At 69.3% G+C, this 17,254-nt stretch carries 12 protein-coding genes; 7 read left to right on the forward strand and 5 right to left on the reverse strand.

Going from position 1 to position 17,254, the window contains the following annotated elements:
- Positions 1-79 precede the first annotated feature (79 nt).
- Positions 80-2,101, reverse strand: a complete 2,022-nt coding sequence (locus D7V80_RS05685) for a hypothetical protein (protein WP_304987096.1) — start codon at positions 2,099-2,101, stop codon at positions 80-82.
- 195 nt (positions 2,102-2,296) lie between these two features.
- Positions 2,297-3,616, reverse strand: coding sequence for an amidohydrolase (locus D7V80_RS05690; protein ID WP_120587186.1), 1,320 nt, complete (start codon positions 3,614-3,616; stop codon positions 2,297-2,299).
- Between the two features lie 81 nt (positions 3,617-3,697).
- Here D7V80_RS05690 and D7V80_RS05695 point away from each other — a divergent pair, with 81 nt between their 5' ends.
- The 3 genes from D7V80_RS05695 (at position 3,698) to D7V80_RS05705 (ending at position 7,592) form a co-directional block, all read left to right on the forward strand.
- Positions 3,698-4,978: a hypothetical protein gene (locus tag D7V80_RS05695; protein ID WP_120587187.1), complete on the forward strand. Its 1,281-nt coding sequence runs from the start codon at positions 3,698-3,700 to the stop codon at positions 4,976-4,978.
- 184 nt (positions 4,979-5,162) lie between these two features.
- The gene (locus tag D7V80_RS05700; RefSeq protein WP_120587188.1) at positions 5,163-6,833 is read left to right on the forward strand and encodes an amidase; all 1,671 of its coding nucleotides are present in this window, start codon (positions 5,163-5,165) and stop codon (positions 6,831-6,833) included.
- Between the two features lie 105 nt (positions 6,834-6,938).
- Positions 6,939-7,592 carry a DUF4386 domain-containing protein gene (locus D7V80_RS05705; protein ID WP_120587189.1) on the forward strand — a complete coding sequence of 218 codons (654 nt, stop codon included), beginning with the start codon at positions 6,939-6,941 and terminating at the stop codon, positions 7,590-7,592.
- Here D7V80_RS05705 and D7V80_RS05710 read toward each other — a convergent pair.
- The gene (locus D7V80_RS05710) at positions 7,570-8,175 is read right to left on the reverse strand and encodes a Crp/Fnr family transcriptional regulator (RefSeq protein WP_120587190.1); all 606 of its coding nucleotides are present in this window, start codon (positions 8,173-8,175) and stop codon (positions 7,570-7,572) included. The two genes, D7V80_RS05705 and D7V80_RS05710, sit on opposite strands and share 23 nt — an antisense overlap.
- Positions 8,176-8,325: 150 nt before the next feature.
- On the opposite strand from D7V80_RS05710, the gene D7V80_RS05715 reads away from it, so the two are divergent.
- Positions 8,326-9,123: a PDZ domain-containing protein gene (locus D7V80_RS05715; RefSeq protein ID WP_233585159.1), complete on the forward strand. Its 798-nt coding sequence runs from the start codon at positions 8,326-8,328 to the stop codon at positions 9,121-9,123.
- A gap of 93 nt (positions 9,124-9,216) precedes the next feature.
- Positions 9,217-9,576, forward strand: a complete 360-nt coding sequence (locus D7V80_RS05720) for a spore germination protein GerW family protein (protein ID WP_120587192.1) — start codon at positions 9,217-9,219, stop codon at positions 9,574-9,576.
- A gap of 3 nt (positions 9,577-9,579) precedes the next feature.
- Here the strand turns inward: D7V80_RS05720 and D7V80_RS05725 are convergent, their stop codons facing one another.
- On the reverse strand, positions 9,580-10,461 hold the full coding sequence (locus D7V80_RS05725; protein ID WP_120587193.1) for a bile acid:sodium symporter family protein: 882 nt from the start codon (positions 10,459-10,461) through the stop codon (positions 9,580-9,582).
- Between the two features lie 244 nt (positions 10,462-10,705).
- Here D7V80_RS05725 and D7V80_RS05730 point away from each other — a divergent pair, with 244 nt between their 5' ends.
- On the forward strand, positions 10,706-13,075 hold the full coding sequence (locus D7V80_RS05730; RefSeq protein WP_120587194.1) for an arylsulfatase: 2,370 nt from the start codon (positions 10,706-10,708) through the stop codon (positions 13,073-13,075).
- 9 nt (positions 13,076-13,084) lie between these two features.
- Positions 13,085-13,504, forward strand: a complete 420-nt coding sequence (locus D7V80_RS05735; protein WP_233585158.1) for an MgtC/SapB family protein — start codon at positions 13,085-13,087, stop codon at positions 13,502-13,504.
- A 65-nt stretch (positions 13,505-13,569) separates the two neighbouring features.
- Here the strand turns inward: D7V80_RS05735 and hrpA are convergent.
- On the reverse strand, positions 13,570-17,254 hold a 3,685-nt coding region (hrpA, locus tag D7V80_RS05740), incomplete at its 5' end, for an ATP-dependent RNA helicase HrpA (RefSeq protein ID WP_370452462.1).

Consider the following 17,254-nt stretch of genomic DNA (forward strand, 5'->3'; position numbering starts at 1 on the left):
CGTCGGGGCGCTTCTTCCCCCGGAATGGGGCGCGGACCGCCGAGGGCCGCGTCCCACGCCCGTGCCCCCCGCTCTCGCGTCAGAGCGTCTTGAGGTACTCGATGATGGCCAGCCGCTCCGGGTCGGTGAGCACGGAGTTGAACTCGTGGCCGCCATTGTCCTGGCCGAAGGCGTTGGTGTTGTAGATCTTCCGGTCCTCCAGCTGCTGCCGCGTGCGGGTGGGCGGGAAGAGGATGTTCCAGGAAACGGCCAGGTTGCTGAAGAGCACGCTCATCATCTCCTGCGCCAGGGGGGTGGTGAACTCGTCGCCCGGCTGGCAGTTGATGTACGGCGACACCGCTGGATTCAGGGGCGTGCGCCACTTGCAGGGGATGGTGTCGTACTTCCAACCGAGCCTGGTGGCGTCGTAGGCGCGCTGCAGGTCCGTGTCGAAGCCCATGACGGTCAGCGGCTGATCCCACCGCGGCGGCGCGGAGACCCGGCGCCAGATGGGCTTGCGGTCAGCGGGCTTGAGCACCTCCCAGACATTGGGAACCGAGCCGTTGTGGAGGTACGGCGCGGTGGCCCAGACCCCGTACAGCGGCGGCGCGAGGTAGCCGGGCTCCCGATTGCCTCGGATGTGCGGCTGGTTCTGCGGACCACAGTCGTTGGCGGTGCCAGCCGTCGTGGGATAGCCGAAGAAGTTCTTGGCGCCCGCGGACTGGACCGCCGCGTTATTGGTATTCACCCGGACCGGGTCGGTGCCAATGATTCTCAGAGGGGCGATGTAGCTCGCCATGCCCTCCAGCGCCGGTGTCGCCAGGAAGGCCGGGTTGTTGACGTAGCGAGGCGCGTAGGCCCCATGGCAGCTCGCGCACGAGCCGTTGCCCTGCGGTCGCGGCACGGTGTTGTTGCGCCCCGGTGCCCACATGTCGAGCGTGTGGAACAGCACCGCCCCCTGTTCGGCCAGCGCCTGGTTGATGGGCAGTGGATAGGGCGGGGACTTGAGGGAATCGACCCAGGTGTTGAGCGCCGGGCCGTTGTCCCGCATCCAGTCCTGTCCCGCTTCACTCAACGGCCCGCCGGCGCTTCCGAACAGGCCGATGAACGGCGTGTAGAACACCATGTCCACGCGCGGCGCATCCATCGGGAACACACCGTCGACGAACTTCACCGGCCGGTGCCCCATGTTCCACCAGGCGGGCGTATCCATTCCGGCGGTCGAGCCGGAGTTGATGAGGCCAATCACCTCGGAAGGCGTCAGCAGGTTCTCGTCCGGGAACAGGAAGGCGAGGTTGATGTCGCTGGCGTTGTTGGTGCCACGGGTCCGGTTGAGGTTCAGGAACGTGGCCAGCGACGCCGGGTAGCCCAGGGGCAACAGGTCGCTCAGGAACAGGTCCAGGTCCGCCAGGCTGCTGCCGCCGCCCACCTGCACCCCCAAGCCCGGGCCGTCCCCGGGCTTGCCCACCATGCCGCTGTGACAGGCGTGACAGGTGACACCGATGCGGCCGCTCCAGCTCCCATCCGGGTTGCGGAGCTGCGTGAGCATCTGCGGCAGCTGCCCGCTCCCGCCGTTGGAGAGGTTCGGAAGCTGCCCGGGCAATGGATAGGGATTGCGCCCGGTGTTCAGCCCCGACCCATAGCGCTGGGCGACCAGGGTGTCGAAGTTGTCGGGACGGAAGGGAAAGCCCCAGACGCGCCACAGCTCGTTGTACTGCGCAGCGGAGAAGGTGGCGATGCCGAACGCAGCCTCGGGCCGCGTGTAGTCGGTGCCGGTGAACAGCACGCCCACGCCGGGATGGCCGTTGGTCAGAAGCCCCTCGCCATGCGCGAAGCGCGCACGCAGTTCGCCACAGGTCTTCGCCGCTCCCTGCTCCTTCACGGCCTCCGGGTCGACATGACAGTTCTTCCAGTAGGCATTGAAGTGCACCGCCCGCCCGTCACTGATACCGGGCTGCACCAGGGTCCGAGGATCCACCGGCAAGAGCGCGCTGTCCGGTCTGCCATAGCAGAAGTCCCACTGCGCCGAGCCGCCTCGACTGCTTCCCAGCAAATCACCCGCGGCGCTGACTCCAGGCATCGACAACGTCGCCAGGACAGACAGCATGCGAACGAATGGCACGGCGGCGCCGCTTCCGACGAACGGCCTTCTCTCAACGGGCATGAGCTCCTCCTGCTTCGCGGCGGGCTTCTCTGATGGCGAGGCGGAGGGGCGCGCGGAGGAGGAGGGTCGGGCGCCTCGCTAATCGGAACGATAGGTCGCTATTGGCGCTCCGTCAATAACGTGTGGAAGGCCTGAGTCGCCCGGATGGGGGCCTCAGGGTTTGCCCAGCAGCTCCAGCGCGGAGGTGGTCAGCAGGGTGACGCCGGTGCGCAGCGCGCGCTCGCGGTCCGGCGCGTAGAAGGGCGAGTGCGGGGAGGGCAGCGCCTCCTCCGCGCCCTTGGCCTCGGCGAAGCGTTTGGGCTCGGTGATGCCCAGCCACAGCATCACGGAAGGCACGCCCGCGCGGCCGTACTCGGAGAAGTCCTCTCCGCCCATGACGGATGGCGTCTCGCTGAGGTTCTTCTCGCCCATCACCTTCGCCACCGCGTCCACCAGCCGCTTCGTGAGCGCAGGGTCATTGAACGTAGCGGGCGTGCCTTCGGTGACGGCGACGTCGGGCGGGCGGGGCGCTCCGGAGGCCATCGCCTCCGCCTTGGCGATGCGCTCGATGCCAGCCAGCAGCGCCTTGCGCACCTCCGGCTTGTACGTGCGCACCGTGAGCTGCAGGCGCACCTCGTCCGGGATGATGTTGTGTTTGGTGCCACCGTGGATGGAGCCCACCGTGACTACCGCCGGCTCCAGCGGGCTCTTCTCCCGGCTGACGAGTGTCTGCAGCGAGAGGATGGTTCGCGCCGCCATCACCACCGGGTCCACGGTGGTGTGCGGGTACGCACCGTGCCCGCCCTTGCCGTAGAGGGTGACGTCCACCGAGTCCACGCTCGCCAGCGCATAGCCGGGGGTGAACTTCACCGTCCCCGCCGCGGCATTGGCCACGGTGTGCATGGCCACGGCGACGTCCGGCTTGGGGAAGCGCTTGAACAGGCCGTCCGCCAGCATCTGCCGGGCCCCCGCTCCAATCTCCTCGGCGGGCTGCCCCACCAGCATCAGCGTGCCACGCCACTGGTCCTTCGTCCGCGCCAGCAGCGTGGCCGTGCCAAGCCAGGACGTCATGTGCACGTCGTGCCCGCACGCGTGCATCACCGGGACTTCCGTCCCGGCTCCATCCTTCGCCTTTGTCTTGCTGGCGTAGGGCAGCCCCGTCTTCTCCTCCACCGGCAGCCCGTCCAGGTCCGTGCGCAGCATCACCGTGGGCCCCTTGCCGTTGCGCAACAGGGCCACCACGCCGTGCCCGCCCACCTTCGGGGTCACCTCGAAGCCAAGCTTGCGCAGACGCTCGGCCAGCTTCGCCGCCGTCTTCTCCTCCTGGAGTGACAGCTCGGGCGTCTGGTGCAGGTCGCGGTAGAGCGCGTCCAGCTCGGGGTACAGCGCGTCCAGGCCCGCGAGGACCGTGGGCGCGGGCGCCGCCGCGAGCGCGGGGCCGCCGGGCGCCGCCACACAGGCGAAGAGCAGGGGAAGCAGGGGGAGCGTTTTCACCAGGGGGCCTCCTGACCGTCAGGGAGCCCCCACTGTACTCGGGCGAGGCCTACATTCGAGTCGTGGCCAAAGGGGGGACACATGTCCACGAGCAATCTTCCGACCGAGGTCGAGCTCATCTACGAGCTCATGCCTTGCAACGCCATGCGCTCGGCGCAGGAGCCCCTCCGGCCGCCCCATCCCTGCGCCTACTTTCGTCAGTGGGGGAGCTACCACAGCTACGACTACGTGGAGGATCGCCCGCCTCCTGAGCCGGGGATCGTCCACCCGGCGAAGTACGTAGGGCGCGCACCCCTGGTCCCCGAGGCGCTGAGTGGCTGCCGCAAGGCCCCCATCATGGCGGTGGGGATCAATCCCAATCTCCCCGCGTGGTGGAGCGCGAAGCGCCAGTCGCTCTACCCGCTGTTCGACGACTACCAGCAGTACGCGCACTACTTCCGCTACCGCGCGGTGGACAAGCTGGAGGTGCCGCGCGCCGACTACGAGCGCTTCGGCGGCGGTGCGCAGGACACCCCGTACTCCGACTTCGAGCTTCAAGTGCCTGAGGACGAGACGGGTGCTCGCCGGGTGCCCCTCCAGCTCCAGCCCCAGAAGATGTATGAGACGTATAAAGGGTTGCTGGACGCCGTGGCGGAGCAGATGGGCTGGAGCGGGCACAAGCTCCAGGTCGGGGAGGATCTCTCCTACGGGAACATGGTGGCGTGTCCCTCGGCGAAGTGGACCACGAAGGCCTCCCCGGAGGATCCGAAGCTGCCGCCAATGACGGTCCCCCAGCGGGATGGCATCGTCGGTGAGTGCTTCCGCAAGCGGAGGTACTTCCTCCGACAGCTCTTCCAGAGCCTTCCCTCCGTGCTGCTGTGCTTCAGCCAGAGCACCGCGAACGCGCTCATCTCCGAGTTGAAGGATCTCTTCGTGAAGGGGGCTCCCCAGCCAGGGGAGCCGCTGGAGTCGCTGATGTCCCGGGAGATCCGCCTGAGGTACGGCGCCGCGCCGGATGGCAGCGAGCTGGGGGCGCGAGTCATCTTCGCGCCGCACATCACCGGGGACTCCGCCGACTTCGAGAAGTCCCGAGCGCGAGTCATCGAGCAACTCCTGGAGGAGGCCAGGGCGGGACGGCTCGCCATGAATCCGCAGACCGGCCACCTGCGGCGCCCCAAGGGCGCCTGCGTTCTCTGCACCCTGATGCGGATTGGTCCGTGTGACTACGAGCGGGAGCTGCAGCCGCTCAGCCCACAGCCGGAGAAGCCAGCACAGCTCGCGTGGGTGCGAGAGACCTTGGCCGTGTCTCCGCCAATTCCGGTGGCCTGGGGCGACACGGATGAAGAGACAGGGGAACGCTTCGATTCGGGAGACCTGCCATGAGCCCCTCCTTGCAGTCACGTGGACCTCTACGACCGCGTCGGCCTCATCCCCTTTGAAAAGCTGACCACGTTCTTCCGGACGAACCTGGAGTGACCGAGGCGAGCGAGGGCTACAAACCGTGGCCCTTCCTCCCGGTGGGGGCATCTGGTCCACTGGCGCCCTCCACATTCCGGGTGCCTGCTCCATGACGAAGAAGACGGCTGCTTCCGACGTGAACCCTGGCTTCTCCCGCCGCACGCTTCTTGGGGCCGCGGCGGCCGTGACGGGGGCGCTGGCCGTCCGGAATGCGCACGCCCAGGCGCCCTCCGCCGCCGCGCCAGGGGCCACCACGGCCGGAGCCTTCGCGCTCGAAGAGGTGACGGTCGCGGAGCTGCGGGCGGGCCTGGAGTCTGGCAAGCACACCGCGCGTGGGCTGACGGAGGCCTACCTCGCGCGCATCCGTGCGCTCGACCGCACCGGGGACCTTCCGCTGTGCTCGGTCATCGAGCTCAACCCGGAGGCGCTCGCACTGGCCGACGCGCTGGACGCCGAGCGCAAGGCCAAGGGCGCACGCGGGCCGCTGCACGGCATCCCCGTGCTCATCAAGGACAACATCGCCACGGCGGACAAGATGCAGACCACCGCGGGCTCACTCGCGCTGGTGGGCGCCGTGCCTCCTCGCGATGCCTTCATCGTGGAGCGGCTGCGCGCCGCCGGCGCCGTCCTCCTGGGCAAGACGAACCTCAGCGAGTGGGCCAACTTCCGCTCCACGCACTCGACCAGCGGCTGGAGTGGGCGCGGCGGCCTGTGCCGCAACCCGTATGCGCTCGACCGGACGCCTTCCGGTTCAAGCTCCGGTTCAGGCGCGGCCACCGCGGCCAACTTCTGCGCCGTGTCGGTGGGCACCGAGACGGACGGCTCCATCGTCTCGCCCGCGTCCGCGTGTTCGCTGGTGGGGCTGAAGCCCACGGTGGGGCTCGTCAGCCGCGCGGGCATCATCCCCATCTCCTCGACCCAGGACACCGCGGGCCCCATGACGCGCACCGTGGCGGACGCCGCGGCGCTGCTGGGCGTGCTCGCGGGAGAAGACCCACGCGACGCGGCCACCGCAGCGAGCCGGGGCCACGCCCACGCGGACTACACGAAGTTCCTCGACCCCCAAGGGCTCAAGGGTGCGCGCATCGGTGTGCCTCGCGAGCGGTTCTTCGGCTACCACCCGGCCACGGACGCCCTCGCGGAGCGCGCGCTCGAAGTGATGAAGGCGCAAGGGGCCGTGCTGGTGGACCTCGTGGCGCTGCCCAACGTGGCGAAGCTCGACGAGCCCGAGCTGGAAGTGATGCTGTATGAGTTCAAGGCAGGCCTGGAGGCGTACCTTGCACAGCTCGGCGAGGGCGCCCCCGTGCGCACGCTCGCGGACCTCATCGCCTTCAACGAGAAGCACCGCGAGCGCGAGATGCCCTACTTCGGCCAGGAGCTGCTGCTCCAGGCGCAGAAGAAGGGTCCGCTCACCGACGCCGCCTACAAGAAGGCACTGGCGGCGTGCCGCCGGTACTCGCGCGCCGAGGGCCTGGACGCGGTGATGAACAAGCACAAGCTGGATGCGCTCGTGGCCCCGACCCAGGCACCGGCGGGCCCCATCGACCTGGTGCTGGGCGACCACTGGCTGGGCAGCAGCTCCACGCCCGCCGCCGTGTCCGGCTACCCGAGCATCACCGTGCCCGCGGGTGATGTTCATGGGCTGCCGGTGGGGGTGTCCTTCATCGGCCGCGCCTGGAGCGAGCCCGTGCTGCTCAAGCTCGCCTACGCCTACGAGCAGGCTTCGCACGCGCGCCGCAAGCCCGGGTTCGCCCGGAGCCTGGACCCGCGAGGCGGGTAGGGTGGACCGGGCCGCGCCCACTTATTGATCCTCGTCAATGCGCGCGAGGGCACCCCCCGCCAGTCTGGGGGCCACAACGTCGCTGAACGTTCTGGAGCCCTCGCGATGAACATCTCCCGCCTTCACTCCCGCTCCCTGGGAGCGCTCTTCCTCCTGCCGTTTCTTGCCTACGGCATCGGCACCGCGCTGGTCACCTCCGTGCTGAAGGAGCCGGAGCACCTGGCCTGGGTGGCCGGTCAGAGGACGCTGTTCGTCGGGGGGACGCTGCTGCTCCTGTTGAACTCCCTCTTCGTCGTCGGAATTGGCGTGCTGTTCTTTCCAATCCTCCGCGAGCGGAGCCAGGGCATCGCCGTCGCGTACGTCTGCACGCGGGTGATGGAGGCGCTGACCCTCATTGTCGGAGTGGTGTTCCTGCTGTGCATCCTCCAGCTCGGAGACTCCGCACAGCCGGAGCGGGTGACGCTGGTCCAGCTTCTGTCGAAGGGAAACTTCTGGGCGTACCAGCTCGCGATGATCATCCTGGGGGTCGGCAGCGTGGCGTTCTGCCTGTCGCTGTACCGCTCCCGGCTTCTCCCCGCGTGGCTCCCGCTGGTGGGCGCGGTGGGCTACGGGTTCCTGGCGCTGGGGTGCGTGCTCGAGCTCTTCGGGCTGCCGTGGGGCATTTTCTTCTCCGGGCCCGGGGGCCTGTTCGAGCTGGTCTTCGGCGCCTGGCTCATCACCAGGGGGTTTCGGACGGTCACGCCTTCCGTCGCGGCGTAGCCGGCTTGCCGTGCGTGGCGATGCGCTTCCGGATCCGGCTCAGTGACTCGGGCTTCACGCCGATGTAGCTGGCCAGCTGGTACTGGGGAATCCGTTGGAGGATGTCCGGCCGCGCCCTTGAGAGCTTGATGTAGCGCTGCTCCGGAGTGTCCGTGAGATAGGACGCGAACCACTCCTGCTGCTCCGCCAGGACCTTCTGCATCACCAGCCGGGAGATGCTCTCGAAGCGGGGGAAGCGCCGATACAGGTCCCCCTCGCGTTGCTCGGTGCCCACCACCACCGTGGTGTCTTCCGCGCAGACCCAGAAGTGATCCGCCGGGGTCTGGTTCATCATGCTGTGAATCGAGAGGACCCAGTCGTCCTCGGTGAAGAACCCGTTGCTCCGCTCCTCCCCGTCGACGATGGAGTACTGGCGGACACAGCCCTGGAGGACGAAGTAGGCCTCGGTGCAGACCTGGCCCGCCATGAGCAGGTGCGCGCCCTTCGGACAAGCCTTCACCACCATGCTGTCCAGGATGGCCTGGGCTTCTTCGTCCGACAGAGGAGCGATGCGGCGGAAGTAGTCGACGAGCCTGTTCTTCATGGGAGCACCGCGACCGGTGCGGGCCCCATCATCCCACCGTGCTGGCGGACGTGGCCCGAAAAGCCATGGAGGTGTTGTGGTAGGACGGGGCTCATGGCCGTGAATGGCCCCAGCAAACGGATTGCGTGAATGTCCTCACGTTTGAAGAAGGTGTTGGTCATCACGGCCCTGGTCCTGCTCTGGACCTTCGTCAGGGCTTCCCGGGTGTTGCTCATGGGCGCGGGGCTCATCTGGCTGTTGCACGTCGCGCTGGCACGTGTGCTTCGCGTGCGCGGCATCCCGACGTTCGGGGCCCGCTACGAAGCGGCGGCCTTCGAGGCTTCGAAGCGCAAGCGACTGGCGCTGCGGATCGTCCCTCCGGCGCTGCTCTTCCTGCTCGCCTTTCTGTTCTGGGCGAGCGCCCTCAGCCAGGTCCAGACACCCACCTCGGAAGTCCTTGTTGAGAGCGGCTCTCCCGCGGAGCAGGCCGGGATGCGAAATGGCGATCGCATCGTGGCGGTCGGAGGCACACCGGCAGCAACCTTCGGGGAAGTGTCTGAGCGCGTCCGTGCGCTCCCGGCAGCGGCTCCGGTCTCTCTCGAAGTCAAACGAGGAGACGCACTCCATCAACTGACGGTGCACCGGAGCGGGGAGGGGAGAATCGGAGTCCGCCCTGCCTCCACGCAAGCGACGTACACGACGAGCGCGGCCCTCCACCAGGCCTTCGTCCTGACCGTCTCCGTGCCCTGGATGCTCGTGAGACAGATGTCATCCGCCGCCCCACCGGAGAAGATGATGGTGGAGGTGCCCGAGCTTCAACAGGCCGGCGGAGCAGGGCTGGTCAGCGCGGGGATGGGCGCCACCCTGTCAGCGCTCTGGCTGCCGTTTCTCGTGCTGGGGCTCGCGCTGTTCGCGCTCGGGGAGCGCGCTGCCCCGCCCGCGACGGCGGGAACCTTGCCCCAGACTTGACGGCGAGCCTGGCCCCGGGCCAGCGGCCTGGTGTGATGGCTCGCGCTTCCGCCATGCCTATCTCTGGCGGGAGCACTCGAAGAGGAATCCGCCATGGACATCATCGACCTCATCGACCGGGCCCGCGACAGCATCTCCGCGCGCAGCGTCTTCGGCCAACCCATCCAGCAGGGGGAAGTCACCGTGATTCCCGTCGCGCGCGTGAGGGGCGGTGGAGGCGGCGGTGGGGGCGAAGGCCCGGTCCCTGAGGGCAACCCGAGGAAGGGCACGGGGCGTGGAGAGGGCACGGGCTTTGGGCTGAGCGCGCGTCCGGCCGGCGCCATTGTCATCCGCGGAGACAGGGTTTCGTGGCTGCCTGTCGTGGAGCCCACGCGCATCATCCTCGGCTTGCAGGTGCTGGCGGGTATCGCCCTGCTCGTTCACAGGCTCACGCGGCGGAGTGGCCGGCGATAGCGCTCAGGCGTGGACCATGCCCCCGTGCCGCAGCGGACGCTGCCGCCGGCTGCGCCGCGCGAGGAGCCACGCAATCGGGAAGAGGACCGCGAACCCGACCAGCGAGGAGACGACGACCATCACTTCGGCGTTCTGATCCCCCATCCCCTGGGTGGCGACCACCATCGCCGCGGCGATGTTGCGTTGCCCGGTGCCCAGCCCCAACACCACGTGCCCTCCGCGGTACTCGCGGCCGAAGACCCAACCGATGCAGAAGGCGCCCGGGATCAGGATCAGCGGGGCGAAGATGGCGCCTGTGCGGATGATGCGCACGACGCCCCCGAAGTTGGCCACGAGGGTTGCGGCGATCAGCACGGCCAACGCCACCATGGCGAGCTTGCTCAACCAGGGCCGGAGCCGCTCCGCCAGCGCCTGGTGCCGGGCCCGGACGTAGAGCCCCGCTCCCAGGGGAAGAATCATCGTCCAGAGCAGCGGCAACGCGATTGCCGCCGGACGCACCTTCACGTCCGGCACCACCCGCGGGACCACCAGGGGCAGGTAGAGGACGGTGGCCAACATGAGGAGCACCGTCAGGGACGCGCTCAACGGCATGTTGCCGCCCGCGACCGCGGTGAGCCTCATGAGGAATAAAGCACCCGCCCCCATGCCGATGAGCATGACGCCGGTGGCGTGGGACCTGTCCAAGGGGACCACCTGCACCACGCCGTACGCGAGCAGTGGGACGAGTACGAAGTTCACCACCAGCGCGCGGATGGCCCCACGCGAGTCGAGCAGCGGGGCAGATATCTCGCGGAGCGTGTGACTCAGGCCGACGGCGAGCATGGTGCAGACGGAGAACACCAGGATCCCGATGCTCGACAGCGCCTGAAGGAACCCGACCCTCATTCCTGGAAGGTCACGGTGCCCGCGTGAAACCGCAAGCGCTCCGGGACGCCCGCGCAACCGGACTGCCAGGCAAGGACCGGCTCACTCCTGGCGCCTCCACCGTGGGTGCCATGCAGCGGGCCGCATGCTGGAGGCTCCTCGCCTGCGCGCCCCGCGTGAGTGTCACCCAGACGGCTGGCCGGACCGAGCCCGCGGCTTGCAGTCGCGTTCGTCGTCCTCATCTCTCGGGAGGAGGCACGCGACGATGGCGAAGAAGAAGGGGCGGACTCCGAGGCGGATTGAACGGGACACCTACCCGAGGCCCGAGCACCGCTTCCGGGATGCGAAGATCGGGATGACCTGGAAGGACTCGGAACCCGACTCCCCCGGCTTCCAGAAGGCACCGCCGGGCGCGCCGAACATCGTGCTCGTGCTGCTGGACGACGTGGGCTACGCGTGGCCGAGCAGCTACGGAGGGCTCGTGCGCATGCCCACCTCGGAGCGGCTGGCGCAGGAGGGCCTCACCTACTGCCAGTTCCACACCACCGCGCTCTGCGCTCCCACACGGGCGGCGCTGCTCACCGGCCGCAACCACCACTCGGCTTCCTTCGGGGTGGTGGGGGAGATGGCCACCGGCTATCCGGGCTACAGCGGAATCCTCTCGCGGAGCTGCGCGACCATCGCGGAGCTGCTTGCACCCAACGGCTACGCCACCGGTTGGTGGGGAAAGAATCACTCCACCCCACTGAACCAGGCCTCCGCCGCGGGGCCCTTCACGCACTGGCCCACCCGGCGCGGCTTCGACTACTTCTACGGGTTCCTCGGCGGAGGGACGGACCAGTTCTATCCGGCGCTCTACCGGAACACGACCCCCGTCAATCCCACTGGCACGCCGGACCAGGGCTACCAGCTCACCCGAGACCTCGCGAACGACTGCATCGCCTGGATGCGAGCGCAGAAGGCCATCGCCCCGGAGCGGCCGTTCTTCGTGCACTTTGCCCCTGCCGCGGCGCACGGCCCGCACCAGCCGCCCCTCGACTGGCGCGGGCGAAATGCCGGTCGCTTCGACATGGGCTGGGACCACTACCGCGAGGTCGTCTACCAGCGACAGCTCGAACTGGGCGTCATCGCTCCGGGCACGAGGCTGACCTCCCGGCCGAAAGAGCTGCCGGCCTGGGACCACTTCGATGCCGAGGCGCAGGCGCTGCTCCGCCTCCAGGCGGAGAACTACGCGGACTACCTCGAGCACTGCGACCACGAAGTGGGCCGGCTGGTGCACGTCCTCGAGGAGCTGGGAGAATTCGAGAACACGCTCTTCATCTACATCCTCGGCGACAACGGCTCGAGCGCGGAGGGCTCACTGACCGGGACCCTCAACGAGAGCGCCAGCATGCAGGGCATCGAGCCGCCCATCGAGGCGAGTCTCGCCCGGATGGGGGAGTGGGGGCTGCCGGGAACCACGCCGCATTACGCGGTGGGCTGGGCCTGGGCCGGGGACACCCCGTTCCAGTGGATGAAGCAGGTGGCGTCCCATTTCGGGGGCACCCGCAACGGGATGATTGTGAGCTGGCCGGCGTGGATCGCCGACAAGGGGCAGAAGCGCTTCCAGTTCCACCACGTCATCGACGTCGTTCCCACCCTCCTCGAGGTCGTCGGCATCCGCGAGCCGGTCAGCGTCGACGGCGTGCCGCAGAAGCCAATCGAAGGCGTGAGCATGGCGTACACCTTCGACCGGGCCAACGCGGAGGCGAAGAGCACGCGCACCACGCAGTACTTCGAGATGCTGGGCAACCGCGCGCTCTATCACGACGGCTGGACGGCCTGCTGCCGGCACGGGCGGCTCCCCTGGGTCACCCGGGGCAGCGCCAGCTTCGATGAGGACACCTGGGAGCTGTACCACCTGGATGAGGACTTCAGTCAGTCCGAGGACCTGGCGGCCCGCTACCCCAAGAAGCTGCGCGAGCTACAGGACCTGTTCCTGCTGGAAGCGGCGAAGTACGACGTGTTCCCGCTGGATGACCGCTTCGCGGAGCGGGCGGATGTGACGTTGCGGCCGGGCTTCTTCGTTGGCCGCAGGCGGCTGACCCTCTACCCGGGCATGGTGCGGCTGCCGGAGAGCAGCGGCCCCAAGCTGGCGAACGTCGACCACGCCATCACCCTCCACGCGCGACTTCCCGAGGATGGTGCCGAGGGCGTGCTGGTGTGCCTGGGCGGGGACACCGCGGGATGGAGCCTGTTCATGGAGGACGGGCGGATGCGCTACCACTACAACTGGTTCGGGTTCGAGCGCTTCGACGTCCTCTCCGGGACGGCACTGCCCGGCGGCGAGGCCGAGCTTCGGATGGAGTTCACCTGTGAGACGCCGGGGCGTCCAGGAGGGCCGGCCGTGGTGCGGCTCCTCTGCAACGGCACCGTGGTGGGCGAGGGGCGGATTGCCAGGCAGGTGCCAGGGTACTTCGGACTCGGTGAGACGCTCGACGTCGGAGAGGACACGCTCTCACCGGTCTGGCCCGGCTACCGCGACCGGTTGCCCTTCCGCTTCAACGGAAGCATCGACCGGGTGGAATTGGAGCTGGGCGAGGCCGCGCCACGCAGCGTGGCGGAGCTGCTCGAGGAGCAGCTCCATCAGGATTGAGGTTTCACGGTGGACGGACTCGGCCTGGACCTGAGCATGTTGGTTCGCCTCGCGGTGGCGTTCGCGCTGGGGCTGCCCGTGGGGTGGGAGCGAGACCACCGGGCGCTCTCGCCCGGATTGCGCACGTTTCCGCTCGTCGGCACGGGAGCGTGTGCATTCCTGCTCATCGGCCAGCATGCCTTCCCCGACGACGCGCGCGCTCAGGGCTATGTCTTTCAGGCCGTGTTGAGCGGCATTGGCTTCATCGGAGGCGGTGTCATCGTCAAGGGCAGTGGACAGATCCAGGGGATCGCGACCGCCGTGAGCATCTGGATTACCGCCGCGGTCGGAGCTGCTGTCGCCTATCGGCTCTATTGGCTCGGCGCGGTTCTGTCGCTCACGACCGTGGCTGCCCTGCAGCTGCTCAAGCCGCACAAGGGACACACTTGATGTGTCCCCGACGGGATTCGAGCCCGTAGCCGAGGCTCTCGTCGCGGATGCACCACCACCTGCTCCTAGCGCAGCGCCGCGAGGGCCGCGCCGACCTTCGCCACCGTCACCGACACGGGCGTCGTCACCTCCGGAGCGAAGATGGCCACGCGGAGCTCCTCGAAGGCCCAGCGCAGTTCTTGCGCCGCCTCCTGGTCACGCGCGGTGGCGCTCCTGGCGAGGAAGGACTCCCACAGGGGGAGGAAGGGCGCGGCCTTTCCTGCGTCCTTGGGAGGGTTCGCCACTGCACGCGACAGCCGTGCCTGGGCCGCGCGGAGGTAGCGCGGGTAGTGCAGCAGTCGCACCAGGGGAATCCACTCGATGAGGTTCGCGGGGAACAGCTGCCCGAGCTGCGAGCGGATGTCCCGCACGGCCGCCGCGCCGCTCGGCCCCTTGGAGGCTGTCTTGAGTGCGGCGAGCGTCGCGGCGAGCTCCGAGGAGGTGACGACGACGGCGTTCGTCCAGTCCCGGGCCTCGCGCTCGATGCGCGGTGAGCCCTCATGGACCAGCGCCTCGAAGGCCGCCTTCGTGCGGGGCAGCGGCGCACCCGGTGCGAGCTTGAATGCATCGTCGACGCTGCGGGCGAGGACGAGCGCCCGGAAGGCGTCGGCCTTGCCCCGCGCGGGCGGCGCGCCGTCCAGGGACGGGAAGGGCGGCGGCATGCGCGCGGCGCTGACGGCCACGTGTCCGCGCGCGGCGAGCATCAGGAGCCGGCGGACCCCCGTGCGCGTGGCCGCGTCGGCGGCCGCGGAGGTCTCGAGCAGCGTCAGGTCCACGGTAGCGCCCCGGTCGACGAGCGCGGGATAGCTGCGGACCTCGAGCCCGCCGACCCGCCGGGTCACAAAGGGGGGCAGCTCGCCGAAGGTCCAGGCCGTCAGCCCCTTGCGCTCCCAGTCCGAAGCCGGTGCCGCGCTGCGCAGCGCCGCCCGCGCATGTCCCCCGTGCTGCTCGAGCAGCGCGTCGGCGTCGCGGCTTTTCGCGAGCTCCTTTCCCCGCTCGTCGAGCACCCGGAGCGTGATGCGCAGGTAGGGCACCACGGCATCCGCCCGGAAGGACTCCTCGGGCACGTCCACGCCGCACAGCCGGGACACCGCGCGCGCGAGCGCTGGAATCATCGGCCCTCGGAAGGGCACCAGTTCCTTCTCGAGACGGTCGCAAAGCTCCGGCACCGGCCCCAGCTGCTTGCGCTGGGCGCGGGGGATCTGCTCGAGCAGGGCGGTGAGCTTCTCCCGCTGCCACCCGGGGATGGTCCAGTCGAGCTCACCGGGGACGAGCTGGGCGAGCAGCAAGAGCGGCACGCTCAGGGTGATGCCGTCGTCCTCGGCCGAGGGGTCGAAGGTGTACGTCACCGGTACGGACGCGCCGTGCAGGGTGACGGTGTCCGGGTAGTGCGCCGGGGACAGGCCCGGGTCGTGCGAGAGGGCATCCTCCATGGAGAGGACGAGCACGTCGGGGTCGGCCGCCTCGGCCTTGCGGCGCCAGGCCTCGAAGCCCGCTCCGTCCGTCACGTCCGCCGGGACGCGCTGGTCGAAGAACGTCAGCAGCGCCTCGCTGTCGAGCAGCTCGCTGCGCCGGGCCTTGTCCCGCAGGCGCGCCACGCGATCGAGAACCTTCTGGTTCTTCTCCTGGAACGCCCCGCGTGTGCGGTACTCGCCGCGCACCAGGGCATGCTCGAGGAACATCAGCCGTGCGCGGGCCGGGTCCATGCTGGCCAGGGGCACGGGGCGCTCCTTGAAGACCTGGATCCCGAAGAGGGTCGCGTTCTCCTTCACGATGGCGCGCGCGGACTTCTCCGACCAGTGGGGGTCGGAGTAGCTGCGCTTGAGCAGGTGGGGGGCCGCGGGCGCGAGCCACTCCGGGTCGAGCTTCGCCACGGTGCGCGCGAACAGCTGGGACGTCTCCACGAGCTCGAACGCCATCGCCCAGGCAGGGGGCTTCTTCGCGAGCGCCGACGAGGGGTGGACCGTGAAGCGCGTCTGCTTCGCGCCCACGTAGTGGCGCTGCTCCGGATTCCACTGGCCGATGCGGGACAGGAGCCCGGTGAGGAGCGCCTGGTGCAGGGCGTCCCCGCGCGTTGGAGCGCCCCGGCCCTTGCGCGGCAGGCGAAGCTCGCGGACGGTCTCCTCGAGCTGGCGCTGGACGTCCCGCCACTCGCGCACCCGCAGGAAGGACAGGAGATTGTCCCGGCACACGCGCCGCAGATGGGACGTCCCGCGCTCCTCGGCCTCGCGCACGAACGCCCACAGCTTGAGGAGCCCCGCGAAGTCCGAGTGCTCGTCACGGAAGCGCCGGTGCAGTTCGTCCGCCTTCTGCGCGAGCTCCCGTGGCCGCTCGCGCGGGTCCTGCAGGTTGAGCGCGGCGGCGACGATGAGCACCTCGTCCAGGCACCCGTACTCGGCGCCGGCGAGAATCATCCGAGCGATGCGCGGGTCCACCGGGAAGCGCGCGAGCTGGTGCCCGAGCGGCGTCAGGGTGCGCTCCTTGCCCTCGATGGCCCCGAGCTCCTCGAGCACCCGCCAGCCCTCGGCGATGGCCCTCGGCTGGGGCGGGTCGAGGAAGGGGAAGTCCTCGACGTCACCGAGGCCGAGGGACTTCATCCGCAGGATGACCCCCGCGAGCCCGGTGCGCTTGATCTCCGGGTCGGTGAAGGCGGGCCGCGTGGTGAAGCTCACCTCGTCGTAGAGGCGCACGCAGATGCCCTCGCGCACGCGTCCGCAGCGCCCCTTGCGCTGGTCGGCGCTGGCCTGGGAGACCGGCTCGATGTGCAGGCGCGTGGTGCCCGAGCGTGGGTCGTAGCGCGACAGGCGCGCCACCCCCGTGTCCACGACGTACACGATGCCCGGGATGGTGACCGACGTCTCCGCGACGTTGGTGGCGAGGATGATCCGTCGCTGGGGGATGGTGGCGAAGACACGCGACTGCTCGGAGGCCGACAGGCGCGCATACAGGGGCTGCACCACCGTGCCGCGGAGCTCGCGCGCGTTCAGGGCGTTCTCGGCCTCGCGGATCTCCCGCTCCCCGGGGAGGAACACGAGGACGTCCCCGTTCGGGTCGAGCGAGATCACGTTCGCCACCGCATCGGCGACGGAGTCGGCGAGCTCGTCGTCCTCGGGGGGCGGCTCGTAGAGCACGTCCACTGGAAAGGTCCGGCCCTCCACCTGGATGACCGGGGCCCCTCCGAAGAACTGCGAGAAGCGCTCGGTCTCGATGGTGGCCGAGCTCACCACCACCTTGAGGTCGGGGCGTCTGGGGAGGATGCGCTTGAGCCACCCGAGCAGGAAGTCGATGGTGAGGCTGCGCTCGTGGGCCTCGTCGAGCACGATGGTGTCGTAGCGCTTCAGGAGCGGGTCGCTGTGGATCTGCGCGAGCAGCACGCCGTCGGTCATGAACTTCACGGCCGTCTGCCGGGTCGAGCGGTCCTCGAAGCGAATCTGGTAGCCGACGTCCGTGCCCAGCTCCGTGCCGACCTCGCGAGCCACGCGCGCCGCCACGCTCGTCGCGGCGATGCGCCGGGGCTGGGTGACGCCAATCTGGCGAGGGCGGCCGCGCCCCATGGCGAGCAGGATCTTCGGCAGCTGCGTCGTCTTCCCCGAGCCGGTGGCCCCCGCGACGATGACCACCTGATGGGCGGAGATGGCCGCGGTGATGTCCTCCACCCGGCTCGAGATGGGGAGCTCAGGGGGGAAGCGCAGGGTGGGCAGGCCGCTGGGG

The sequence above is a fragment of the Corallococcus sp. CA054B genome (assembly GCF_003611625.1).
In the GTDB taxonomy this organism is placed as follows: domain Bacteria; phylum Myxococcota; class Myxococcia; order Myxococcales; family Myxococcaceae; genus Corallococcus; species Corallococcus coralloides.